The organism is Diplocloster agilis, assembly GCF_019042275.1.
GTDB classification, from domain to species: Bacteria; Bacillota; Clostridia; order Lachnospirales; family Lachnospiraceae; genus Diplocloster; species Diplocloster agilis.
Map to the genome: position 1 here is coordinate 23020 of NZ_JAHQCW010000041.1, position 22263 is coordinate 45282.

Here is a 22263-nt window from a genome sequence, read left to right on the forward strand (position 1 = left end):
TTCACCGGCTCAGGCGATTTCATCCGCCTTGCCGAACAGCTTTCTTTTCTGGGAACGTGTCTGCGTTCCCGCCTCTATTGCCTGCCTGCGGACGATTTCCGGTTCCTGTGTCCCTTCCACCGCTTCCTTCGTCAGCCTGCATTCCACGATGTTATCATCGGAAGGCACTTTGAACATAAGATCCATCATGGATTTTTCCATAATAGAACGCAGTCCTCTGGCGCCTGTTTTTCTCTTGATGGATTTTTCCGCGATCATCTCGATGGCTTCGTCATCGATCAGCAGCTTTACGCCGTCCAGCTCAAAAAGCTTGCGGTACTGCTTGATCAGGGAATTCTTCGGTTCGGTCAGAATTTTGACCAGCGCGCCCTTATCCAGGGAATCCAGGGATACCACAACCGGCAGCCGGCCGATGAATTCCGGAATCAGGCCGTATTTTATAAGGTCTTCCGGCAGAACATGCTTTAAGACCTCGCCCACATTTTTCTCCCGTCGGCTGGCGATTTCCACGTTAAATCCGATGGACTTCTGATCCATTCTCGTCTCGATAATCTTATCCAGCCCGTCAAAAGCGCCGCCGCAGATGAACAGGATGTTACTGGTATCGATCTGTATCAGTTCCTGGTGGGGATGCTTTCTGCCGCCCTGGGGAGGAACCGAAGCCACGGTACCCTCGATAATTTTAAGCAGAGCCTGCTGTACTCCCTCGCCGGACACATCCCGGGTGATGGAAGCATTCTCCGATTTTCTCGTGATCTTATCGATCTCGTCGATATAGATGATGCCGACTTCCGCCCGCTTCATGTCATAATCCGCGGCCTGAATGATTTTCAGCAGAATATTCTCCACATCTTCGCCAACGTAACCGGCCTCAGTCAGGGAGGTGGCATCCGCGATGGCAAACGGCACGTTCAGGAGTTTTGCCAGTGTCTGCGCCAGCAGAGTCTTACCGGAGCCTGTGGGGCCCAGCATGAGAATATTACTTTTCTGGATCTCCACATCCAGGTCCTTCTCCGCCATAATCCGCTTATAATGGTTGTACACGGCTACGGAAAGCACCTTCTTCGCTTCCTCCTGCCCGATGACATACTCATCCAGAAACGCCTTTATCTCCTCGGGTTTCAGCAGGTTGATATCATTTAAATTTTCATCTTCAAAATCTTCGTCCTCGAATTCCTCTTCCAGGATCTCCGAGCAGATATCCACGCAGCTGTCGCAGATATAGGTGCCGTTGGGGCCTGCGATCAGACGGTTAACCTGTTCCTGGGGTTTGCCGCAGAAAGAACATCTGATTTTATCATCATTATTTTTATTTGCCATATATTTACCTCCTGTGCCGCGTTTGCTGCGGCTTATATAAAGGAATACCTTCCATCATTTTCCTTTTGATTTTTAAAGACTCCTGCGTGAATCACAGGAGTCTTGTGATCCCTGCGGACCCGACGGCACTACATGCCGCAATATCCACAGAGCATATCATTAGCGTCTAACAAATACATCGTCGATCAAACCATATGCCTTGGCCTCTTGCGCGTCCATATAGTTGTCTCTTTCGGTATCCCGTTCAATTACTTCCAGAGGCTGGCCTGTATTTGCCGCCAGAATTTCATTTAACTTCTTTCTCGTCTTGAGAATCATATCTGCCACGATCTTGATCTCAGTCGCCTGGCCTTTTGCTCCGCCGGAGGGCTGATGAATCATGATTTCCGCGTTGGGAAGCGCAAAACGTTTGCCCTTCGCACCGCCGGACAGCAGGAATGCTCCCATACTGGCCGCCATACCTACGCAGATCGTAGATACATCACATTTGATATAGTTCATCGTATCGTAAATAGCCATTCCGGCTGTGACGCTTCCGCCCGGGCTGTTGATATATAAATGGATATCCTTTCCCGGATCCTCCGCTTCCAGAAATAACATCTGCGCAACGATCAGGCTTGCTGTCGTGTCATTGACTTCCTCTCCCAGAAAAATAATTCTCTCTTTGAGCAGCCGGGAGTAAATGTCATAGGACCGCTCGCCTCTGCTGGTCTGTTCAATGACATAAGGTACTAAACTCATGGCTTATCCTCCTGCCTTTCCTTAAAATTGACCGTTTATTTTGCTGTTTCAACGGCCGCTTCCGCTACGAAATCCACTGCCTTCTGAACGGCAATGTCTTTCTTCATGGAAGTTCTCTCATAATCAGAGAGCACTTCGTTTAATTTATCGGCTTCCATCTTGTACATTTCCGCCATCTTCTCGATTTCTTTTTGTAATTCTTCTTCTGTAGCTTCGATCTTCTCCGCCTCGGTGATCGCTTCCAGAACCAGTCTGGTCTGGATTCTCTTCAGAGCCTGCGGTTTCATCTGCTCCAGCATCTGATCCGGAGTGGTACCGGTAAACTGCATGTACTGCTCCATGGACAGTCCCTGCATCTGGATTCTGCGCGCGAAATCTTCCACCATCTGGCGTGTCTGCGTCTCAATCATCGCATCCGGGATTTCCATGGTCGCGTTTTCCACAATCTTATCGATAACCGCGTCTTCCTTGGCGGTCTTGGCGTCTTTTTCCTTTTTCTCCTGAAGTTTCGCCTTGATATCGGCTTTGTATTCATCTAATGTATCAAATTCGGAAACATCCTGAGCAAAATCATCATCCGCTTCCGGAAGCTCTTTCACTTTGATTTCCTTGACTGTCACTTTGAACAGGGCCGGCTGTCCCGCCAGTTCCTTCGCCTGATACTCTTCCGGGAAAGTAACATTTACTTCTACTTCTTCCCCGATATTCTTTCCAATCAGCTGCTCCTCGAAGGTATCGATAAAGGAATGAGATCCGATTACAAGAGGGTAATCCGTGCCTTTTCCGCCGTCAAACGGTACGCCGTCCACAAAGCCCTCAAAATCGATGGTAGTCATATCGCCGTCCTGCACCGCCCTGTCATCCACGGTAATGGTTCTGGCATTGTTCTCTCTCTCTTTATCCAGTTCCGCACTGATCTCCTCGTCCGTAACTTCCGTGCTTACCGCTTCCACTTCGATTCCCTTATACTCGCCAAGGGTAACCTCCGGTTTCAGAGCCACTTCAGCGGTAAAGATAAAAGGTTTCCCTTTTTCCAGCTGCACAACGTCGATCGACGGCTGGGACACGATCTCTAAATCGCACTCCTCGGTTTCTTTTCCATATACATCGGGAATCAGGATATTGGCCGCATCTTCGTAGAAGATCTCCGGGCCGTACATCTTCTCTATCATCTGGCGAGGCACTTTGCCTTTGCGGAATCCGGGAACACTGATGTTACCTTTCTGCTTCAGATATGCTTTCTGAAGCGCTCCCTCTAATTCCTCGGCGGTTGCTTCCAGCGTCAGTTTCGCCATATTCTTTTCCAGGTTCTCTACTTTTAAACTCATCTTCTTTTGATTTCCTCCTTAAACGTTATATGAAAAAATTTTTCGGACGTTCCTAAAAATATCCATTCTTACAGTCATTATATGAGTATAGCATAACGTTTTCCAAAACACAAGAAAAAATTCCACGTATCCCGCCGTGGGACTGGGGTTAGATACCTTGCCCAGAACTCTGCTTCAAAAGTACCAATATCTTTTAACGCTTCTTCTATGTAATTTCAACGTCCAAGCATTTGTGCACAAAATAGACCAGCCGGAAATAGTCTAAGATTTTCTTGGGACTATTTCCAGCTGGTCTATTGGGCTATGCCCGCTATGCGATTAATAGAAAGATTATTCTTCCTATTATCATAGATTACAGATTTGATCCGGAAGACATCTGCTGTTCCTGTTTCATGATCATTTTTTTAACCATTTCACCACCGATGGAACCAGCCTGTCTGGATGTTAAATCTCCATTGTAACCATCTTTCAACGGTACTCCTAATTCGCTGGCTACTTCGTTACGGAAACGTTTCATAGCCTCTTTTGCTTCGGGTACTGCCATCTGATTTGTGTTAGAAGAATTATTCATTGTGTTTCACCTCCATGTTTGTCTTAGACAAGTAACTTGTCTGTACTCCTATTATGTACATGTAAGGTAAAACTATAACTGGAAAAAAATGTATATTAAAATACTCCGGGAAGCTCATAGGTGTTGGTAATTCCCTGGCTGATCACGTTGTTTCGAAGGACTGCATACAACTCCGCTTCCGTAGCCGCCGGGTAGGGATTTACAAATAGCGTTCCGATTCCGCACAGCATGGCGCCGCCTAAGTACCAGAGAAGAAACGACAGGTCCAGCACAAACATATCCCACTTATGGCCCATAGTCATTTCCCGGCTCAGCTCAAACGCGCGCTGCCGGCTGACCGACGGATTCTCAGCCAGTATATACGAAATCATACGGTATTCGTAGCTCTTGACTATACCCGGGATAATAAATACCAGCGTCCACAGAAACGTGAACAGATCTCTCAAAAACATAATTCCCACTACATTCATATAGGAATCGGAAAAAGCATAGCCCAGTTCTCCAAACGCCGCTTTTACCTCCCGGCCCACCAGGAAGAATCTTTTTCCACCTACCATCAGCGGATTCGTAATAAATACTACAACCGCCACCACGATCACGGATGCAACCGCAGCCACAGCGAACACCGTCACGAACAGCAGAGCGATGTACTGGGCGCCGTGTCCCATCGGCGTGGCATAATTGGCAGCGCCGGTCACACCTCTGCTGACCGTCTGCGATGCTCCGCCGCTGTTATCACCTCCCAGGAATCCAAGTATCAGACAGATCAGGAACCCCATCCAATAGTTGATCCTCAGTCGGTCTTTTGCCCGGTTCTTCAGGTCACTTCTCGTCCACATCTCTTAGCCCCTCCTCGATTTTCATTTTCGGTATACGATAGCATCCTGCACCTTTTGCGCGGTTTCCTCGTCTTCCAGACAGCGGATTAACTGAAGCCCAAAAGGAATCGCGGTCCCAAGGCCCCGGCTGGTCACCACATTTCCATCGGCAGCCACCTCATCCTCCACCACCTGCGCTTTTAGCAGATGGGATTCAAATCCCGGATGGCAGGTTGCTTTTTTACCGGCCAGCAGCCCCAGATCGCCCAGCACACTGGGCGCCGCGCAGATAGCCGCCAGCATTTTATCTTTTTGGTAAAATTCTTTCAGCAATTCGACCAGTCCCAGATGGTTTGCCAGGTTCGGCGTTCCCGGTATTCCACCCGGAAGCACCAGCGCGTCGATATCCGAATAGAACATCTCCTCGAATAACCGGTCCGCTTTGACCTGGATTCCGTGGGAACCCGTCACCTGTAAACTGGAGGTGACAGAAACCATGAAGGTTTCAATTCCGGCCCTGCGAAGCAGATCCACCACCATCAAAGCCTCTACCTCTTCACAGCCTTCTGCCAAAAACACACATACTTTACTCATAACAAACAACTCCTTTCTATTTTTCATCTGTATAATCTTTCTGAATAAAATTAAAACCACAGGAAGTATAATCTTATCCTAATATAACATATCTATTGACGTTCTGTCCAAAAAAATACTATTATTACAAGTAGTTACGCTCGAATCTTAAAGAAAGAGATGAATGCAAATGGAAATTGAACGAAAATATCTGGTCACCCGCCTGCCTGATTCCTTGGAACAATATCCTTATCATAGGATCGAACAGGGTTATCTATGTACGGAACCAGTGGTGCGGATCCGAAGGCAGGATGAGGATTACTATCTCACCTACAAATCGAAAGGCCTGATGGTACGGGAAGAATACAATCTTCCGCTGACTAGGGACGCCTATCTGCATCTACGCACGAAAACAGACGGCAATCTCATTTCGAAAAAAAGGTTCCTTATCCCTCTTACGGAACAGCTGACCATCGAATTGGATATCTTTGATCCCCCTTTTGCCCCCCTTATGATGGCGGAGGTAGAATTTCCCACTGAAGAGATGGCTCTTAATTTTGACCCGCCGTCCTGGTTCGGCCAGGACGTAACTTTTGACAGCAGATACCACAACAGCGCGCTGAGCCGTCAGGAATACAAGTCTGTTTATAAGAACAATTAATATATTACATTTTGTGTTTGTTATAAAAGATTCATATCGAGACTTTTAGCCTGGGATAGGCTTCTACCTGTAGCCATGTGAATATTATTTCAATGTAATTGTTATAATATCTACATTATTGATCAGGGAGGTTTTTTCTTGGCAAAAAAGAAGACTGATTTAGATATCGGCGATTCTCTCAGGTACATCAGAAAACAGAACAAATTCACGCAGAAAGAGGTTTCTGAGTATCTGAACATTGCGCGCCAGACCTACACGAATTACGAAAACAACGAGCGCTGTCCGGATCTGAGTATTATTTATGCTTTGGCATGTAAGTATAGAATACTGATTGATCAGCTGTTAAATTATGGCAGGCTTTCCCTTCCTTACATAATTCAGGAAGAGACCACGTATGGTTCCGATACACATCCGGTATATGAAACCGCTCTGCTGTCCGGTTCCGAACAGGTACTGGTCAGTTTATTCCGGGAACTGCACCCGGATCAGCAGAAGGAACTGATCGAATTCGTCCGTTTCAAGCTCCATGAAAATAATACCGGCAAAGAAAAGAATTAACCGGAACAGACCTTTTACAGGTATCTGTTCCGGTTTTCTTTTTGGAAACTTATCAAATATTTTTCTAAGCGCTACTTCTATCAATGACAGGCGCCGCATATAATTTATGGATAGACGGCATTTTCAGAATCCCAGGCACTCATAAACGCCCAGCGCCAGCAATAGAATTCCGGAAAGGAACACCGAATATTTGGTCACCAATCTTCCCATCAGGCTTTTCCCGGCCAGCAGCCCCAGTTTGATGCAGATCCACGTACATAGAAATGTGGCCACGGATACATAAAATGCACTGATATAAGCGATCCCTGCCGCTATGCCGATCCCCGCATTGTTGATGGACAGCACCAGCGCCAGCACGACCGCCTCCACCGTCGACATCACCCGTTCCTCCTGCATCTGCAGACCGGATACGTTACCGGAATCCTCCTGCTCCTTTTTCTTCTGATGGACGCAAAACTTCAAGACAAAATACAGACCGATCAAAACCAGGGTCAATCCCCCGACCAGATTGGCAGCCTGAAGGCTGATCATCTGGGAAAAAGCGGTTCCCACTTTCATCGACATATAAGTAAATGCACTGGTAATTCCTGCAATCAGAAAAATATTCTTGGCACAGATCCGTACATGGCTGACGCCAAAAGGAAGCATTAGCACAAACGTATCAATATTCGCCGATATAACCAGAACAGCGATTGAAATAAATAGCTCCATAAACACATCCTGAAAATCCAATTTATTCTATTATATGTCTGAATCCTCAAGGGGTGTTTAAAGTACAAGCATTCCTTACTGTTCCTTTGCTCTTAGCTACCGGCGGGCTGCCCTACCGGTAGGAAGTTTTCAGCGCCTCGGCCAATACCTTCGGGTTCTTTTTATAAGGCGTTACGGGGCAGATTTTTTTATGGGTTACATTCATCAGGGTGTAAACGGCGATTCTGGCCGCGCGTACCGAATATTCTTCGGTGAATACCATATCCTCCGGAATCTCTACAAACTGGCTGATCATGGCAAAGTTCGTGGAACCTTCCGGGACTACCTTGGGGCGGTCGGACATCTTCCTGGGCTGGAACTGGGAATCGATATAGGGCATCATGCAGGGAATGACATTGACTACGGATTCCATAATCTCGTCCATCTGATCCTCCATATGCAGGTGATGCAGAAGTTCGGTCAGCATCTCTTCTCCGGTACATTCCCGCATAGGTTTCTTGACATAATCCCCGACATTTTCCGTGTAAAGGCCGTAGCCCCAGAAAATGGTGGTATCGATGGGCTGGTTTCTAAAATGCGGCTGGGCGGCTACCACGATGCTCATCAGCCAGCTGGAATCTTTAAAAGTCATAAGGGCGCCGGAACCTGGAATGTTGCCGGAATAGTCCTCGATCATCTTCAGGAGCTTGTTGCCTTTCATGGTGACAGTGAAGCTCTCCCAGTTGGTTTCTTCCGGCTTACCGAAGAAAGGCGCCGGGTTGCCCAGTCCCTCTTTCTTTTCCGCCACTTTCGCCCACAGATTGCCGGAGATGGGATTTTCCGGTTCATAGGAGGCCGGGGTGTGCAGATCGCCCAGAGTGGCGCAGTCTGTCATGCATCCGTTGGTCATAATACAGATATCGCCTTCGTTAACCGTGACGACCTCTTCTTTGGACTCTTTTTGAAGATGGATCGCATTCACTGTAATCTGGCTTCCCTGGGCAAAATCCAAATCCGTGACGACAGCGTCGGTCACAAAATGAACACCCTGTTCTGTGAGCCAGGTCTTCAAAGGCAGGATAACAGATTCGTACTGGTTATAGGGGGTTCTGGTCACTCCTTCCAGCGTCTCGATTCTGGAAAATTCGAAAATCATCCGTTCCATATAGCGTTTGAACTCAAACAGGCTGGACCATTTCTGGAAAGCGAAAGTGGTCTGCCACATATACCAGAAGTTGGTTTCAAAGAAGTGGGGGGTCTCTTCAAACCATTCTTGGATCGTCATGTCATCCAGATCTTCTTCCGGAGTCAGCATCAGTTTGCCCAGCGCCAGGCGGTCATCATTGTTGAATCCCATGCCGGATACGTCCTGAATGACGCCATCCTTGTCGATCAGGCGGGCCTGGGCGTGAGTGGGATGCAGATGGTCGAAATTTAAGATTTCCTGGGTCACGCTCATATTAGGCTTTTCCAGGGACGGGATGGAAGAAAAGAGCTCCCAGAAATTCTCATAGGTCTCCTCGTTGAGCATCCGTCCACCTCTGCACACAAAGCCCTGGCCGGGATCTCCCGCGCCGTCGTTGCTGCCGCCCAGGATCTTCATTCCTTCAAATATGGTGATCTGATCTCCCGGATAGTTGCAGTCCCGCACCAGGTAAGCGGCCCCTGCCATGCTGGCCAGCCCGCCGCCGATGAACCAGGCATGCTGCCCGTTGTAGTCACGCAGCTGCATTTCTGTTCTGGCCTTCTCATTTTCGATGTTCTCTTTTTCCTTCTTGGCTTTTATCGCCACTGCTGTCGCTCCTGCCACCGCACCTGCGGCCAGAATTGCTTTCTTTAATTTTTTATCCATATCTATCTCTCCTTTGTTTTGTTTTCAACCGATGGTCACAGTATATTCCATTTTCCGATGTTCGTCATCATACAGTTTTTTTGAGCTGTCGCAAATCCTGACACTTTTCAAATACTGTACAGTTTTTAGACAATTATACGATTTTGTCTATACAAATATGGAATCATACTGATTAAGATAGAAGTAATTCATATTGGAGATGACGAATATGCGTCTGGATAATAAAATAAAAAGCGCCACGTTAGACACGGCACTTAAGTTTATGCTGAATAACAGTAAAAAATCTCTGGACCGGGATGCCAGAAATATCCTGGAGCTGGGCTGCACCCTGTCCGGACAGCATCTTCCGGAAAAGGAAGCAGGGGCTCTTTACGAGGAACTCTATCAGATGCTGTCCCAGGGCAAACAGTCTCTGGTCAAAGACTGGATGATTCAGCAGTTTCACCTGTTTGTATAGATCTCGTATCCCAGTTTTTCACTGCCCTGAGCCAGCCCTTTGAGCTTATCGGACAGTTTTTTGGTATCTTCTTTCATACCGGACTCCACCCAGGACACCACCACGCCGCAGATCCCGTAGGCATAAAACTGGGAATAGAATTTCTTGTCCTCATCCGACAGGCTCTTATCCTCATCCAGTTTGTCGATGGCTTCATAAAATAAGGTGGAGACGATTTCCAGCAGATATTCTTTGAAATAGCTGTCATCGTTCTTTATGGTGTTCCGGTAAAATTCCTGGTCCGCTTTCATTGTGTCCAGCAGGTCTTTCAGCTTCTCGTGCCAGTTCTCCAGCGTGATTCCATCCATTACATAGATAAATCCCTCGTTATAATAAATCCAGCTGAGCAGCTCATACTTGTCCTGAAAATGATAATAAAAGGTCTGCCTGTTTAATCCGCAGGCCGAGGTGATATCGCCGATCGAGATTTTCCCGAACGGTTTGGCCAGGGTCAGGTCCTTCAACCCCTGAGCGATGGCCTTCTTCGTAATCAGTGCCTCTGACATCGGGAAGTCCTCCCCTTTTCTACCGTATATTCCTTATTTTAACGTCACGCCCTTTAATATGCAACGACTTTTTCTTATTTCTCCCCCTTGCTTTCTGTAGAAATCCGGGCCGGGTTGTGGTAAGATACACCTTAGCGAAGTTTCATGTGAGGCCCGCAAAGTATAACTGCCGGCGCCCCGTATAAGATACATAGGAGGAGGTTTATCATGTCACAGAATACCCAAAATATTTCCCCAAAAGCGATGGCCGCTCTGAAAACCATGCAGCAAAATGAGCTGACGGAGAGCGAAACCTATCGCGCCATCGCGTCCAGAATGAAAGACAGTAAGAACAAGGATGTACTGCTTCGGTTAGCCGCTGAGGAGAAACGCCATTACGAGCTCTGGAAAAAATATACCGGCGTCGAGATGAAGCCGCAGCGCTTCAAGGTCTGGTGGCGAAAGCTCCTGACTATCCTCTTAGGCTTTACCTTTGTCATAAAATTAATGGAAAAAGGGGAGGAAGGCGCCCAGGTAACCTATGAGGAGCTGGAAAATGAGGTTCCCGAAAGCGCCTTGATCCAGGATCAGGAAAACGCCCATGAAAATGCCCTGATGTCCATGCTGGATGAGGAGCGTCTCCAATATGTGGGTTCCATGGTTCTCGGCATGAATGACGCGCTGGTGGAACTGACCGGGACGCTGGCGGGCCTATCCCTGGCCATGCAGAATACCCGGATCATCGCCCTGTCGGGTCTGATTACCGGCATATCCGCCACCTTGTCCATGGCTTCTTCGGAATTTCTCTCCGCCAAAAGCGAGGGGAATGAGAATGCCCTGAAATCTTGTATATACACAGGTATCGCCTATCTGATTACCGTCACGCTGCTGATCCTGCCCTATCTGATTTTCCCGCCGCAGGCCTGGATCTGGGCATTGGCCACCATGCTGGTTACCGTGGTCGTCATCATTGCCGCGTTTAACTACTACATTGCCGTGGCCAAGGACCTGTCCTTCAAGCGCCGTTTTGGAGAAATGGCCTGCATCAGCCTGGGCGTCGCGGTGCTCTCCTTCGCCGTGGGCCTGATCGTTAAGAACGTGCTGGGTGTTGATATGTAAAATAAGGCGGCCCAAGTTATATGATAACTTATGGGCCGCCAATATTTTTTTTACCGTAGTTCGATGGCTTCTCTGAGTTTCTGAATTCCCAGATCCAGATCGATGTTTTTATTAAAGAAGCTGGAGGTACCGGCTACAAAAATATCACCGCCGGCCGCCGACATCTTCCGGGCATTTTCAAAGCTGACATTGCCGTCCACTTCGATTTCCACATCATAGCGGCCCTTGTCATCCAGATATCTGCGTACATCCGTAATCTTCTGAAGAGTCTGCGGAATCAGCTTCTGGCCCGCGAATCCCGGATTGACCGTCATCACCAGGACCGCCTGAATATCATCGATCACATAGTCCAAAGCAGAGATCGGGGTGGCCGGATTGATGGCCAGCATTGCTTTCGCCCCGGTGGCATTGATCTTCTGGAGCGCCCGCTGCACGTGGGCTGTGCTCTCGGCGTGTACCGCCACATATTCGCCGGGCTGAAAATCAAACCAATCGATCTTATTTTCCGGATTATAGATCATCAGATGTACGTCCAGCGGTATATCGCTGGCTTTCCGAAGGCTCTTCACATAATCCGTCCCCAGCATCAGGTTCGGCACAAACTCTCCGTCCATCACATCAATATGTAGATATTCGATTCCGTTCTTTTCAAACGCGCTCAGATACGTGCCAATCTCCAACACACCGGAACACATCATGGAAGGGGATATTTTTTTCTTCATCTTACACTCCTCCTGCTATTTGTGATATAAGTTTCTTAATCGTACAACTTCTTATTCTCTTATTTATACTATCATAATCCCCTTTTCTTTGCCACCCCGAAATACATGAAAACACCGGCGCAAAAAATCTTGAGATTTGGTCCAAAACACGGTATGATTGGAAAAGAGATTTCTAAAGGAGCGAGTGATTATGAATATATTGAAGCAGTGTTTTTATCTGCTGCTGATTTGTTTTATCGGCGAAGCGGTTGCTTTGCTGCTTCCGGTCCCCCTGCCCGCCAGCATCATCAGCATGGTCCTGTTATTTCTACTGCTGCTGACCGGATGGTTTAGGGAAACACAGATCCGGGAGGTTTCCGATTTTCTTCTGGGCAATATGGCCGTGCTCTTTATTCCGGCCGGTGTCTCAATTATCAATTATTTCGATGAGATAAGGAGTGTATGGCCTGCGCTGCTGGCTATCATTCTCATCAGCACGATCGTTACTTTTTTAGTCACAGCTTTTACGACACAGCTGATGATCCGGTTCATGGCGCGCCGCGGCCGGTCATATGCCGCGCCGGAAGCCGGCGTTTCAGAGCCTGCCGGCTCAAAAAGGGAGGAGATGTAATCTATGGGGGAACTGACTTCTATGGCCCTGTTTGGCCTTGGGTTAAGCCTGGGCGCATTTGAGCTTGGTAAGCTGATACAGAAAAAATGTAAAAATCCCGCGGCCAATCCGCTGCTCATCGCCATTGTCCTGGTCATTGCGGTGCTTCAGATTTTCCACATTCCATATGAAGATTATGAGGAAGGAGGAAAATTAATCTCCATCTTCCTGGGGCCTGCCACGATCTGCCTTGCGGTTACCGTCTACCGGCAGGTGCGTATTTTAAAAGCCAATGTATTACCGATTCTGGTTGGTACGGCCGTGGGTTCCGCCGCGTCTATCCTGACCGTCATCGGGCTTTGTTATCTGTTCCGGCTGGATCAGGTATTCCATGTCTCCCTGATTCCCAAGTCCGTCACCACCCCCATCGCCATGGAAATCTCCCGCGCACAAAACGGGATCGTTCCGGTAACCGTGGCCGCCGTGGTACTGACCGGTATTCTGGGAGCCATCATCAGTCCCCTCCTGATCCGTGTCTGCCGGATCAAGAATCCCGTGACCGCCGGCGTCGCCATCGGCACCAGCAGCCATGTAATCGGCACCTCAAAAGCCGTGGAGCTGGGGGAAATAGAGGGGGCCATGAGCAGCATCAGCCTGGTAATGTCCGGTATCATCACCGTTATCTACTCACTTTTCCTGTAGCCCTTTGCTCCAGAATAAAATTCACCAGGAAACCGGCGCCCGCCATTAAAAGCGAGGCTCCAAGCCCGGTATAAAAAGTCCGGATACAATAAGCCGGCCAAAGATTCGACCGCCGCAGTAAAATTCCAAACGTCATCATACCTGCCATGATGCAATAACTTTTTATATCAAAGAAACGCAAAATGTGTATTCTCTCCTGATCGTAACCGGTAATCCGAACCGTATGCTTCCGGATCAGCCGGTGGAAAATCAGACCGTAAAACAACCCAAAAACCGCCAGGGCGGCTGCCGCCAGAAGGAAGCTCCAGTTACGGTGCGTAGCGGTAATGCCGATCCGGATAATATTCACCCCGGCGGCGGACCAGACCAGACCCGCCACCAAAAGCAGGTAGTTTTTGGGTATATGATAAAACTTTCTATCCGTCATTCCGTGTCCAACTCCTCAAACTTAAAAATAATAATATAATCCCGATCCCGGTCAATATGTGCCCGATACCGGCCACACCGGAGATCGCCGCGTCCATCCCCCGGGAAATCTCCGGTTCCGTCACCTGCACCACTCCGCGGATCAGCAGCATGATGGACGTCAGAATCACTCCCGCATTGTATAATACGTAGAAAACCCGAAACTGTTTCCGGCTGTTCAGATCAAACCGGGCTGCAAAAAGCCCGATCACCAGGAACATAACCATCCCCAGCAGGAACAGATGCGTATGTACAAAAGCAAGACTGGTTCTGCCCTCAAAGCCCTGGAACTTCGTAAATTCACGGTAAAACACCCCGCCGGCCATAGCGGCTATCGCATAGGCAAATGCTGTATTAATCATTTTTCTCACAAGCGTTACCTCCTTATGATTTTAAAACATTTCAACATGAACATTGTTCATTATAGTGCAATGATCTCTTTTTGTCAAGCTGGCTGAAAAGAGAATAACCCGGCGGCAGATATTCTGGTTCTTCCCCGGGTTTGGGTACGCCCGCTGTTTCAGACTAGGGACAGAGGCGGTATCCGGGGAGGCTCCCGGCCTCCGGGTTCTTTTGTGTCTCCCCGTGAGCGCATAGGGCGGCTGTGAATACGCTTAGTGAAATCGGAAAGCCGGGTTCAGGATGCACGGCGGACTTCACATCCGACGGGCAAAGAGCCTCTGAACCGGGAACACATCACGTGTTCCTGGTGAATAGGCTCGGTTCCTGAACCCGGCTTTTCGATTTCACTTAGCGTATTCCAGCGCTAGCCCTCCGCGCTCCCGGGGAGACACAAAAGAACCCGGCGGCCGGGAGTTTCCCCGGATACCGCCTCTGTCCCCAGTCTGAAACAGCGGGTGAACCCAAACCCGGGGAAGAACCAGAATATCTGCCGCCGGGTTATTCTCGTTATTTCACTTACTCCACATACTCATCCACGCCGGATAGCATAGTCTGAAATGGAAATCTTCCGCAGTCATCATGATAAATCTGATAACCGTTTTTACCTAATCTCTTGGAAAGATACAGCGCCTGATCCGCTTTATGCAGGAGCGTACCGTAATCATCACCATCCTCGGGATACCTGGATACTCCAAGGCTTCCGGACAACTGGCAGCCGTCGCAATTTCTGCTCAAATGATCGCAGATGCTCTGCAGCTTCTTCTCCAGTGCCTCGTCGGAGGAAATATCCCTTAGGAAAATCACAAACTCGTCCCCTCCGATTCTGCCCACGAGATCTGTGTTGCGGCTGTTGGACAAGAGAACCGACACTACGTGCTTCAGCACATTGTCCCCGAACAGATGGCCAAAATCATCATTGACCGATTTGAAATTATCGATATCGATAAAACAAAGAGCCGCATGTCTTGTTTTGCCGTCGCTCAGGATCTTGCTGATCTGCTCCTGAATGGCCTTTCGGTTCAGCACTCCGGTCAGCGGATCGCTGTCCGCCTCCTTTTGGAGTTTCAGATTCATGCGTTTCTGTTCTTCAATATTAATTAACTTTCCAATATATCCCAAACATTCCACATCATATCCGGCGTCCCAGATCGGATAGAGGTAGACTTCATACCATTCGAATCCATTGCCTTCAAGATTGATCTCCATCTCCAGCTTGCAGGCCGGCGATGAAGAGGTAATACCGGATATTTTCTCCCGCAGCCGGACCAAATCTTTCGGACGGATATACTCCGGATCTGTGATAGCCTGAGTCAGATTTTTTATAATCAGATCGTTACCGGTCAGTGTCTGATATTTTTCTGAGAATACCAGCTTGTCCGTCTTTATTTCATATTCAAACAGAATCTCTCCTGAAAGCTCTGACATCACACGGTACTTCTGACGTTCCAGCTCCAGAAGCCGCAGTGTGCGGTACGAAAGGTCCCCTTCCTGCATCTTCAGATCCGATGCTTCCTGCAAGTGTTCCTCCTTAGCCTCCTGGGGCCGGTTTTTCTGCTGTTCCCGCTCCATCTGGGCCTGGTCTATCCCGTCTTTGAATGTAGATACAATCTCCAAAAAGCATTCCAGCAGAACCGGATTAAACACTCCACACTCGCCGTTTAAGATCATCTGTACGGCGGTATCGCTGGAATAGGCTTCCTTGTACACCCGCTTGCTGCTAAGCGCATCGTACACATCCGCTAAAGACACCGCCTGGGCCCATATGGGCGTTTCATCACCCACCAGACCGTCCGGATATCCTTTTCCGTCCCAGCGCTCGTGATGATGGCGGCAAATCTCGTAACAGTAATCGTAATACGTCAGACTCTGCACACTGACCAGTTTTTCCAGGATCTCACAGCCTTTGACCGTATGGGTTTTCATGACCTCAAACTCCTCAGGAGTTAGTTTTCCTGGTTTATTCAGAATCTGATCCGGTATGGCAATCTTGCCTATATCATGCATGGCGGCCGCTTCTGAAATGTTCTCAACCATCTCATCCGTCAAACCGTATTCCTCATGACGCTTTTTCAACTGGTTCAGCAGCATTCTGGTAATCGTACGGATATTGGCAATATGCTGCACCGATTCCGTATTTTTAAATTCGATGATAGCACTCAGCGTATCGATCATCTGCGCGCTGTTTTCCCGCAATTTCTGAGACTGTCGCCGCAGAGTCTCCGTCTGTTCCGCCACCAGCTTTTCCAAATGCAGCTTATAAGTATACTGCTCTATAATATTGCTGATACGCTGCCGGATTATATTTGGGTTGAAAGGTTTACTGATAATATCGGCGGCGCCCATCTCGTAACCTTTTTGCATTACCGAGTCAGAAGTCTCCGCGGTAATCATGACAACCGGTATCCGGCCGCTCCAATGCCGCTTTACCATTTCCCGCAATACACCAAAGCCATCCATAACAGGCATCACGATATCCAGTAGTATTACAGCCAGAGAATCCGCGTAAATCTCCAGTATTTCGATCGCTTTTTTTCCGTTTTCCGCTTCCAGAACATCATACTCTCCGCAAAAAAGCTCGCTTAATATCGCTCTGTTGAGTTCAACGTCGTCAACGATCAGGAGTTTGGGTTTTATCGGTCCCCTCGGATATACCCCAGTCATTACTCCACCTCCTGTTAATCGATCTGCTTCAGACACTGCAGGACAGCGTCATATTCCTCCTGCGCAATATGAAACAGCGGAGTAATTTTTTCATTTTCCCCTTCTCTGACCGCCATAACCATCTGTGCACATATTTCACTCAGTTTTTCAAATCCCAGATTCGCGCTGACTCCTTTGAGGGTATGCGCGCTGGTTTCTACACTTACATAATCTCCCATTTCCACATTATGCTTTAATTCCTGAAAGGTCGGATCCTGAGGAAACTTCAACAAATACTTTTTCAACAATCCTTCATTCCCGGAAAAACGATATAATATCTCATCATAAGGGAAGCCGGCTTCTACCAAAATCTCTTTTAATTCCATGTTTTCTGCTCCTTTCCCTGGATAGTCTGGTTCTATTTTACCTCACTTTTATATAAAAGTAAAACATATTCCTAACATCTTTAGGGCTTTGGGGGCTTTGGGCGCTTTGGGAGGCAAAAGGATTGTGTTTTATGGTGATTCATATTATAATAAGTACATTATGGATGGCACCGTTCCATTGGTGCGGGGGGAATCATTTTGACCTGGAATATAGCAGCAGAAAGTATTTCGATTGTTTTTTTGAGTATTATATGGGGGTATTCCAGAAAAGGGAGTTTGGTCCCCAGCTTGAAAAATCGTTGTTTTCAAGCTTGTTTTTTGATCACATTTTGTGCCATGATTACGAATATTATATCAACCCTTATGTTGAAGAGTTATCTGGCCGTTCCGTTGTGGATGATTTGGCTGGTTACTACCGTATATTTTGTTTTTACGCCCTTGATGGGGTTGGTCTATTTTTATTATACGGCTGCCGTTATTTATGAGAACCGGAAAGGACTGCCCAGGGTGTTGGTGCTGACCGGTATCCCGAGTTTTATTTATCTTTTTTTGGTCTTTTTGAATCCTATTACAAAGAATTTGTTTGATATTAACAGGGAGCAGGGCTATGTACAGGGGCCTTTGATTTCTATTACTTATATCCTGTTTTATATGTATTGTATCTTCTGCGTGATTCTGGTTCTTATCAAAGGGAAGTGGCTGAATCAGTCGATTTACCGGATTCTGGTGGTATTTCCCCTGATCGCTGTTCTGGTCATTATTTTTCAGCAGTTTTTTCCTTCTATCATTTTGTCCGGCTCTGCGGCTACCTGCGCTCTTTTGATCATTTACCTGTATCTGCAGAACAAACAAATTTCCATCGACTATCTGACCAATATTCCGAACCGGCAGGAACTCCTGCATATGATCGAATTGTTGCTGCGTCGGCCCATTCGGCCGTCTTTTGCTATTATTGTAATTTCTCTGCGCGATTTCAAGCATATCAATGACACGTACGGCCAGCAAAACGGGGATCAGTTTCTGCGAGCTATCTGCTTGTATTTGACCTCTGTTTCGGAACCCAGAACACTCTACCGTTTTAACGGAGATGAGTTTGCTATTTTGTCAAAAGATTCTTCCAGGGAAAAGCTTGTCCAGCTTACCTCTGTCATTCAGGACCGAATGAAGCTGCCCTGGGAAATTCCCGGCTGCCGGTGTATCATCCCCGTGGCCATCGGAATCGCACGCTATCCGGACAGTTCGAAGAATCTGGAAGGGCTGATCCATGGTATTGAGTATGCGGTGTCCAGAGCAAAGTCGGCAAATAAAGACGGTATCTGTTATTGTGATCAGAAGATGCTGGATGAAATTCAACGGAAACATCAGATTGTCGAAATTCTGAAAGAGGTTTGTGCCAACAATAGTTTTGAACTGTATTACCAGCCGATCCTGGATGTCTCGACCGGCCGCTATCTGTTCGCCGAGTCCCTGATGCGGCTCAATCATACGCCGCTGGGGCCGATTTATCCCTCCGAATTCATTCCTTTGGCGGAAGAATCCGGTCTGATCGTGGAACTCACCTATCACATTCTGGATAAGGTGTGCAAATTTATCAATCGTCTGGCGGAGCAGCATATCGATATAGAACGAATTCATGTTAATTTTTCAGCAATTCAGTTCTCACAGCCCGATCTGATCGAGCGGGTTTGTGAGACGATCCAAAGAAACGGGACGCCCTACTCTAAAATTAAAATTGAATTTACGGAGAGCGCCATTGCGGACAACCCTCAGGTGGTTTCCCATTTTGTGGATGAGATGCACCAGTTGGGAATCCGGCTGGGCCTGGATGATTTTGGCGTGGGATATTCCAATCTGGATACTGTCGTACATATTCCATTCGACACCATTAAACTGGATAAGAGCCTGGTCTGGTCTGCCACGGAGCAGGAGAAGTCGGCAATCATGGTAAGAAATATCACCAATACTTTCCTGGAGCTAGGTATGAAGGTGCTGGCTGAGGGCGTGGAAACTCCCGAACAGGACGCTTTTGTCCGGGACTGCGGTATTCATATGATCCAGGGTTATCTCTATGCCCGCCCGATCACCGCGGATGAGACAGAGGAATTCCTGCGTTCTTCGTCCTGTCCTTCCTAAAAGTAAATTTGTCATATCGCTATCCTAAAATTAGCTATCAATAAGGGAGTCCGAAAATCGGACTCCCTTATTTTGTACACATATGATGTGACTCTCACAATTATGCGGGCAACAGGACTTGAACCTGCACGGTCTCCCACTAGAACCTAAATCTAGCGCGTCTGCCAATTCCGCCATGCCCGCGCAAAATGCTATCCGGATAACGAATAGCGCTACCCGGATATTATACCATCCCGCCCCGGCATATTTCAAGAGCTATTTTCATATGTTTTATTCTATTTTTTCAAATCCTATTTTTTCAAATCTATTTTTTCAAAGCGCAGCTCACTGGTTCAGCATATCGTTCATGACGTCTTCCATCTTCTTATATTCCTTCACCCGCTTAGACACACAATAGACGCTCCAGAAGCTGGCCGCCCCATCAGCGATCAGACAGATTCCGATCACAATCACGAAGGTCTTCATAGCGCCAAACGGATTGATCAGAAGCAGAATCCCCAGCACAGCTACCAGAACGGACACAACCAACGCAGTCCACCACTGGTCATAACCGCCTTTTTTGAGCCCCAGCGCATTCTGGATCTTGATCACGGCCTCCATCAGGAAAAAGATTCCAACGATAACCGGCAGGATGGAAGCTACGATCGCCGGCTTCGCCAACGCGAAGATACCGAACACCAGGCAGACGATTCCGACAAACAAATCCAGCTGGAAGGTGCGGAATTCTTTATTGATGCTGAAATACCGGAACAGCTGAACCACCCCATAAAGAACGGTCATAATTCCGAAAAAGTAGCAGACCAGTTTTAGAGACAGGGATGGCCAGATGATCAGCACGATTCCCAATACAATATATAATATTGAAACCAGAACAAAATGCTTTTTAAAATCATTTAAAATCTCCATACATTTCCTCCTTCACGAGTTCCCCCGGCGGCATGCGCCCAGTGTTCTTTCTTTGGGTTCATCATACTCTTTTTTGTGTCAAACATCAACCATTTGCCCAACAGTCCGGGCACTTTCCTATGAATTATTTGCACCGGGCCTGGAACCAATTATCTCTTTTCTCATATGATAATAAGAATACTATTATAAGGAGTCTATTTTGATGGAAGAGAATATGAATTACGAAGAAGAGATGCAGAACGAAGAAGAACGCAGAGTCGACCGGCCGGTTCCGCCGATCGCTCCTGAGGGCGGCGCCCCTGTATATCCCGGCCCGGACGCCAATATCCCTGTACCCCCCATTGCCCCGGAAGGAGGAAGGCCCGTTGATCCCGGTTTCACGTTCCCGGATAACCCGTGGGAGAATATCCCTGAGACTCCGATCGCGCCGGAAGGCGGCAGACCGGTAGCCCCCGGCCCATTTCCCAGCTTCCCCGGACCGATTCGCCCGAACCGCCCGGGTACCTGTCAGGTACGTTTCCTGAATGCCGCAACCAATAACCTGCCCCTGAACATATCCATTGGCAACCGTATGGCCGCCAGTAACCTGCGCTTCGGAAACATCTCTTCTTACGAAACGATTTCCGATGGCTTCCGTCCTGTCACTATCGTCAGCGCGGTAGGCCCCCGCATGGTTTTCTACAATCAGACGCTGCCTTTTGTCGCAGGGGAAAAGATCACTATGGTAGTGATCGACTCTTCTAACGGTCTGGATCTGGTCCGCGTATCGGACCTGGGCTGCCAGAATATGCCGCGCAACACCGGCTGTTTCCGCATGGCCAATATGTCCTACAATAATTCGGCCTATGATCTGATGCTGTACGGCGGGGACGTGGTGTTTACCGACGTGCGCTTCAAAGAAGTTACGCCGTTTAAACAGGCAAGGCCCGGTGAATATGAATTCTATATGACGAACACGGCCCGCTACGGAAACGTGCTGCGGGAAATACCGGTCATCATAATCACGAATGCCCGGCCGCCCTTTAATTCCGGCGAACCTCTGCTGTCCTTTGTGACTACTATCAACGCGGGTGAAATGTATACCGCATATGTGATTGGGAATACCTGGTCTGCGTTCAACTTAAGGATTGTGATGGTCCAGAATTAGGAAGGACGCCTTCCGTAAAATCTTAACCCTGATGGCTTTTATTCCATAGGCGCACTTTTCAATGGGATAAATAAAATGCACCCCGGCCGCTATCGTTACCTGCGCGCCGGGGTGCATCCTATGTATGCTGTATTATTTCTTTCTGCGCATGACAATCACGGCAGCAATCGCGGCGATGGCCAGCACTCCGATCACGATATATATGGCGATCGGGTTATAGTCTCCTGTGGTTGCCGCGCTGACCGTACGTGTTTGATCCGTGGAATTACTGCCGGATGCGGTAGAGTTCTGCTTCGGATTTTCTGTTACCGTCGGCGTTGTCTGGGGTGTTACGGTCGGAACCGGCGTGGGGGACGGACTTGCCGTCACCTGAGGCGCTTCGGTCGGAGCGGGGCTTGCCGTTGGAGCCGGGCTTTCACCTGGCTTTTGATCATCGGCGGAAGGTATCACAACCGTCGATGCCCCAGGCATCTGCTCAGCCGCCAGCTTCTGAACCTCACGGGTATTTCCCGCAGTATTTAATTTTTCCGGAGTTATCTTTAGATTTACTCCGGCCTGATTCTCATCGGCCACCGTAATGATTCCTAACTCCAGCACTGTCTGGCCTTCATCCAACAGGTACTCTCTGCCGGATACGATCAGATGCAGCAGACCGGTCTGCTCATCATAAGCCGCTTCATATACAAGGGCGCGGCTTTTAATCTGGTTGGAATAGTCGAATTTTATTTCTCCCGCGCTCCCTGTAGCCGCCTCCAGTTTCAATTCTATATCCAAAGACCGCATCGTTTCATCTGTGAGGTTCTGCAGGTTTATATGGATTTCATTTCGGTTGGTTACCTCGTATTGTAATGGGCCTGTCCCGCCGGCATCCGCATAGGCGGTTACCGGCGCTGTGATTGTCAGTACGAGAAGAAGCACCAACATCATGATCATTCTATTTTTCATTGATATTCTCCTTC

At 48.2% G+C, this 22263-nt stretch carries 24 protein-coding genes and 1 tRNA gene; 8 read left to right on the forward strand and 17 right to left on the reverse strand.

The window, feature by feature from the left end; all coding sequences use genetic code 11:
* Positions 1-9: 9 nt before the first annotated feature.
* The 6 genes from clpX to KTH89_RS19625 all read right to left on the reverse strand — a co-directional run bounded on the left by clpX (position 10) and on the right by KTH89_RS19625 (position 5372).
* Positions 10-1320 carry an ATP-dependent Clp protease ATP-binding subunit ClpX gene (gene clpX / locus KTH89_RS19600; protein ID WP_238722825.1) on the reverse strand — a complete coding sequence of 437 codons (1311 nt, stop codon included), beginning with the start codon at positions 1318-1320 and terminating at the stop codon, positions 10-12.
* A gap of 159 nt (positions 1321-1479) precedes the next feature.
* Positions 1480-2061 carry an ATP-dependent Clp endopeptidase proteolytic subunit ClpP gene (clpP, locus tag KTH89_RS19605; RefSeq protein WP_158347616.1) on the reverse strand — a complete coding sequence of 194 codons (582 nt, stop codon included), beginning with the start codon at positions 2059-2061 and terminating at the stop codon, positions 1480-1482.
* Between the two features lie 35 nt (positions 2062-2096).
* Positions 2097-3389, reverse strand: coding sequence for a trigger factor (gene tig, locus KTH89_RS19610; RefSeq protein WP_238722826.1), 1293 nt, complete (start codon positions 3387-3389; stop codon positions 2097-2099).
* A gap of 352 nt (positions 3390-3741) precedes the next feature.
* Complete coding sequence (locus tag KTH89_RS19615) at positions 3742-3960, reverse strand: alpha/beta-type small acid-soluble spore protein (RefSeq protein ID WP_238722827.1); 219 nt, start codon at positions 3958-3960, stop codon at positions 3742-3744.
* A 95-nt stretch (positions 3961-4055) separates the two neighbouring features.
* Positions 4056-4799, reverse strand: a complete 744-nt coding sequence (locus tag KTH89_RS19620) for a DUF975 family protein (RefSeq protein WP_238722828.1) — start codon at positions 4797-4799, stop codon at positions 4056-4058.
* 21 nt (positions 4800-4820) lie between these two features.
* Positions 4821-5372, reverse strand: a complete 552-nt coding sequence (locus tag KTH89_RS19625; protein ID WP_238722829.1) for a DJ-1 family glyoxalase III — start codon at positions 5370-5372, stop codon at positions 4821-4823.
* Between the two features lie 169 nt (positions 5373-5541).
* On the opposite strand from KTH89_RS19625, the gene KTH89_RS19630 reads away from it, so the two are divergent.
* Positions 5542-6012 carry a CYTH domain-containing protein gene (locus KTH89_RS19630; protein WP_238722830.1) on the forward strand — a complete coding sequence of 157 codons (471 nt, stop codon included), beginning with the start codon at positions 5542-5544 and terminating at the stop codon, positions 6010-6012.
* A 138-nt stretch (positions 6013-6150) separates the two neighbouring features.
* Positions 6151-6570, forward strand: coding sequence for a helix-turn-helix domain-containing protein (locus tag KTH89_RS19635; RefSeq protein WP_238722831.1), 420 nt, complete (start codon positions 6151-6153; stop codon positions 6568-6570).
* Between the two features lie 123 nt (positions 6571-6693).
* On the opposite strand, the gene KTH89_RS19640 is transcribed toward KTH89_RS19635, so the two are convergent.
* Positions 6694-7281: a manganese efflux pump gene (locus KTH89_RS19640; protein ID WP_158347602.1), complete on the reverse strand. Its 588-nt coding sequence runs from the start codon at positions 7279-7281 to the stop codon at positions 6694-6696.
* 112 nt (positions 7282-7393) lie between these two features.
* Positions 7394-9112: an oleate hydratase gene (locus KTH89_RS19645; protein WP_158347600.1), complete on the reverse strand. Its 1719-nt coding sequence runs from the start codon at positions 9110-9112 to the stop codon at positions 7394-7396.
* A gap of 208 nt (positions 9113-9320) precedes the next feature.
* Here KTH89_RS19645 and KTH89_RS19650 point away from each other — a divergent pair, with 208 nt between their 5' ends.
* Complete coding sequence (locus KTH89_RS19650) at positions 9321-9569, forward strand: hypothetical protein (protein ID WP_238722832.1); 249 nt, start codon at positions 9321-9323, stop codon at positions 9567-9569.
* Here KTH89_RS19650 and dhaS read toward each other — a convergent pair.
* Positions 9554-10114 (reverse strand): dihydroxyacetone kinase transcriptional activator DhaS, encoded by a 561-nt coding sequence (gene dhaS, locus KTH89_RS19655; RefSeq protein ID WP_158347595.1) that lies wholly within the window; start codon positions 10112-10114, stop codon positions 9554-9556. The two genes, KTH89_RS19650 and dhaS, sit on opposite strands and share 16 nt — an antisense overlap.
* Before the next feature lie 207 nt (positions 10115-10321).
* Between dhaS and KTH89_RS19660 the strand changes: the two genes are divergently transcribed.
* Positions 10322-11212, forward strand: coding sequence for a VIT1/CCC1 transporter family protein (locus KTH89_RS19660; protein WP_158347593.1), 891 nt, complete (start codon positions 10322-10324; stop codon positions 11210-11212).
* Positions 11213-11262: 50 nt separating this feature from the next.
* On the opposite strand, the gene rpe is transcribed toward KTH89_RS19660, so the two are convergent.
* A complete protein-coding gene (gene rpe / locus KTH89_RS19665; RefSeq protein WP_158347591.1) occupies positions 11263-11934 on the reverse strand; it encodes a ribulose-phosphate 3-epimerase in 672 nt (223 codons plus the stop codon).
* Positions 11935-12124: 190 nt separating this feature from the next.
* Between rpe and KTH89_RS19670 the strand changes: the two genes are divergently transcribed.
* Positions 12125-12544 carry a CidA/LrgA family protein gene (locus KTH89_RS19670; RefSeq protein WP_158347589.1) on the forward strand — a complete coding sequence of 140 codons (420 nt, stop codon included), beginning with the start codon at positions 12125-12127 and terminating at the stop codon, positions 12542-12544.
* Between the two features lie 3 nt (positions 12545-12547).
* Positions 12548-13225, forward strand: coding sequence for an LrgB family protein (locus KTH89_RS19675; protein WP_238722833.1), 678 nt, complete (start codon positions 12548-12550; stop codon positions 13223-13225).
* On the opposite strand, the gene KTH89_RS19680 is transcribed toward KTH89_RS19675, so the two are convergent.
* The 4 genes from KTH89_RS19680 to KTH89_RS19695 all read right to left on the reverse strand — a co-directional run bounded on the left by KTH89_RS19680 (position 13203) and on the right by KTH89_RS19695 (position 17118).
* Positions 13203-13652 carry a hypothetical protein gene (locus tag KTH89_RS19680; protein WP_158347585.1) on the reverse strand — a complete coding sequence of 150 codons (450 nt, stop codon included), beginning with the start codon at positions 13650-13652 and terminating at the stop codon, positions 13203-13205. The genes KTH89_RS19675 and KTH89_RS19680 overlap by 23 nt on opposite strands.
* Positions 13642-14052 (reverse strand): DUF2871 domain-containing protein, encoded by a 411-nt coding sequence (locus tag KTH89_RS19685; protein WP_275061815.1) that lies wholly within the window; start codon positions 14050-14052, stop codon positions 13642-13644. Before KTH89_RS19685 ends, KTH89_RS19680 begins: the two co-directional genes overlap by 11 nt.
* A 556-nt stretch (positions 14053-14608) precedes the next feature.
* The gene (locus KTH89_RS19690) at positions 14609-16753 is read right to left on the reverse strand and encodes a diguanylate cyclase (RefSeq protein ID WP_158345759.1); all 2145 of its coding nucleotides are present in this window, start codon (positions 16751-16753) and stop codon (positions 14609-14611) included.
* A gap of 14 nt (positions 16754-16767) precedes the next feature.
* Complete coding sequence (locus tag KTH89_RS19695) at positions 16768-17118, reverse strand: Hpt domain-containing protein (RefSeq protein WP_158345758.1); 351 nt, start codon at positions 17116-17118, stop codon at positions 16768-16770.
* Positions 17119-17406: 288 nt separating this feature from the next.
* Between KTH89_RS19695 and KTH89_RS19700 the strand changes: the two genes are divergently transcribed.
* On the forward strand, positions 17407-19251 hold the full coding sequence (locus KTH89_RS19700; protein WP_330656725.1) for an EAL domain-containing protein: 1845 nt from the start codon (positions 17407-17409) through the stop codon (positions 19249-19251).
* A 103-nt stretch (positions 19252-19354) separates the two neighbouring features.
* On the opposite strand, the gene KTH89_RS19705 is transcribed toward KTH89_RS19700, so the two are convergent.
* Both KTH89_RS19705 and KTH89_RS19710 read right to left on the reverse strand, forming a co-directional pair.
* Positions 19355-19434, reverse strand: a tRNA-Leu gene (locus KTH89_RS19705).
* A 141-nt stretch (positions 19435-19575) separates the two neighbouring features.
* A complete protein-coding gene (locus KTH89_RS19710) occupies positions 19576-20157 on the reverse strand; it encodes an HdeD family acid-resistance protein (RefSeq protein WP_238722836.1) in 582 nt (193 codons plus the stop codon).
* 202 nt (positions 20158-20359) lie between these two features.
* On the opposite strand from KTH89_RS19710, the gene KTH89_RS19715 reads away from it, so the two are divergent.
* Positions 20360-21304 (forward strand): DUF4397 domain-containing protein, encoded by a 945-nt coding sequence (locus KTH89_RS19715; RefSeq protein ID WP_158345755.1) that lies wholly within the window; start codon positions 20360-20362, stop codon positions 21302-21304.
* Positions 21305-21436: 132 nt separating this feature from the next.
* Here KTH89_RS19715 and KTH89_RS19720 read toward each other — a convergent pair whose 3' ends face one another.
* Positions 21437-22249 (reverse strand): hypothetical protein, encoded by an 813-nt coding sequence (locus tag KTH89_RS19720; protein ID WP_238722837.1) that lies wholly within the window; start codon positions 22247-22249, stop codon positions 21437-21439.
* Between the last annotated feature and the right edge of the window lie 14 nt (positions 22250-22263).

Bases quoted from the DNA above. Each gene is read 5' to 3' on its own strand.
- clpX (WP_238722825.1), bottom strand. From the start codon at position 1,320: ATGGCAAATAAAAATAATGATGATAAAATCAGATGTTCTTTCTGCGGC.
- clpP (WP_158347616.1), bottom strand. From the start codon at position 2,061: ATGAGTTTAGTACCTTATGTCATTGAACAGACCAGCAGAGGCGAGCGG.
- tig (WP_238722826.1), bottom strand. From the start codon at position 3,389: ATGAGTTTAAAAGTAGAGAACCTGGAAAAGAATATGGCGAAACTGACG.
- KTH89_RS19615 (WP_238722827.1), bottom strand. From the start codon at position 3,960: ATGAATAATTCTTCTAACACAAATCAGATGGCAGTACCCGAAGCAAAA.
- KTH89_RS19620 (WP_238722828.1), bottom strand. From the start codon at position 4,799: ATGTGGACGAGAAGTGACCTGAAGAACCGGGCAAAAGACCGACTGAGG.
- KTH89_RS19625 (WP_238722829.1), bottom strand. From the start codon at position 5,372: ATGAGTAAAGTATGTGTGTTTTTGGCAGAAGGCTGTGAAGAGGTAGAG.
- KTH89_RS19630 (WP_238722830.1), top strand. From the start codon at position 5,542: ATGGAAATTGAACGAAAATATCTGGTCACCCGCCTGCCTGATTCCTTG.
- KTH89_RS19640 (WP_158347602.1), bottom strand. From the start codon at position 7,281: ATGGAGCTATTTATTTCAATCGCTGTTCTGGTTATATCGGCGAATATT.
- KTH89_RS19645 (WP_158347600.1), bottom strand. From the start codon at position 9,112: ATGGATAAAAAATTAAAGAAAGCAATTCTGGCCGCAGGTGCGGTGGCA.
- KTH89_RS19650 (WP_238722832.1), top strand. From the start codon at position 9,321: ATGCGTCTGGATAATAAAATAAAAAGCGCCACGTTAGACACGGCACTT.
- dhaS (WP_158347595.1), bottom strand. From the start codon at position 10,114: ATGTCAGAGGCACTGATTACGAAGAAGGCCATCGCTCAGGGGTTGAAG.
- KTH89_RS19660 (WP_158347593.1), top strand. From the start codon at position 10,322: ATGTCACAGAATACCCAAAATATTTCCCCAAAAGCGATGGCCGCTCTG.
- rpe (WP_158347591.1), bottom strand. From the start codon at position 11,934: ATGAAGAAAAAAATATCCCCTTCCATGATGTGTTCCGGTGTGTTGGAG.
- KTH89_RS19670 (WP_158347589.1), top strand. From the start codon at position 12,125: ATGAATATATTGAAGCAGTGTTTTTATCTGCTGCTGATTTGTTTTATC.
- KTH89_RS19675 (WP_238722833.1), top strand. From the start codon at position 12,548: ATGGGGGAACTGACTTCTATGGCCCTGTTTGGCCTTGGGTTAAGCCTG.
- KTH89_RS19680 (WP_158347585.1), bottom strand. From the start codon at position 13,652: ATGACGGATAGAAAGTTTTATCATATACCCAAAAACTACCTGCTTTTG.
- KTH89_RS19685 (WP_275061815.1), bottom strand. From the start codon at position 14,052: ATGATTAATACAGCATTTGCCTATGCGATAGCCGCTATGGCCGGCGGG.
- KTH89_RS19690 (WP_158345759.1), bottom strand. From the start codon at position 16,753: ATGACTGGGGTATATCCGAGGGGACCGATAAAACCCAAACTCCTGATC.
- KTH89_RS19695 (WP_158345758.1), bottom strand. From the start codon at position 17,118: ATGGAATTAAAAGAGATTTTGGTAGAAGCCGGCTTCCCTTATGATGAG.
- KTH89_RS19710 (WP_238722836.1), bottom strand. From the start codon at position 20,157: ATGGAGATTTTAAATGATTTTAAAAAGCATTTTGTTCTGGTTTCAATA.
- KTH89_RS19715 (WP_158345755.1), top strand. From the start codon at position 20,360: ATGGAAGAGAATATGAATTACGAAGAAGAGATGCAGAACGAAGAAGAA.
- KTH89_RS19720 (WP_238722837.1), bottom strand. From the start codon at position 22,249: ATGAAAAATAGAATGATCATGATGTTGGTGCTTCTTCTCGTACTGACA.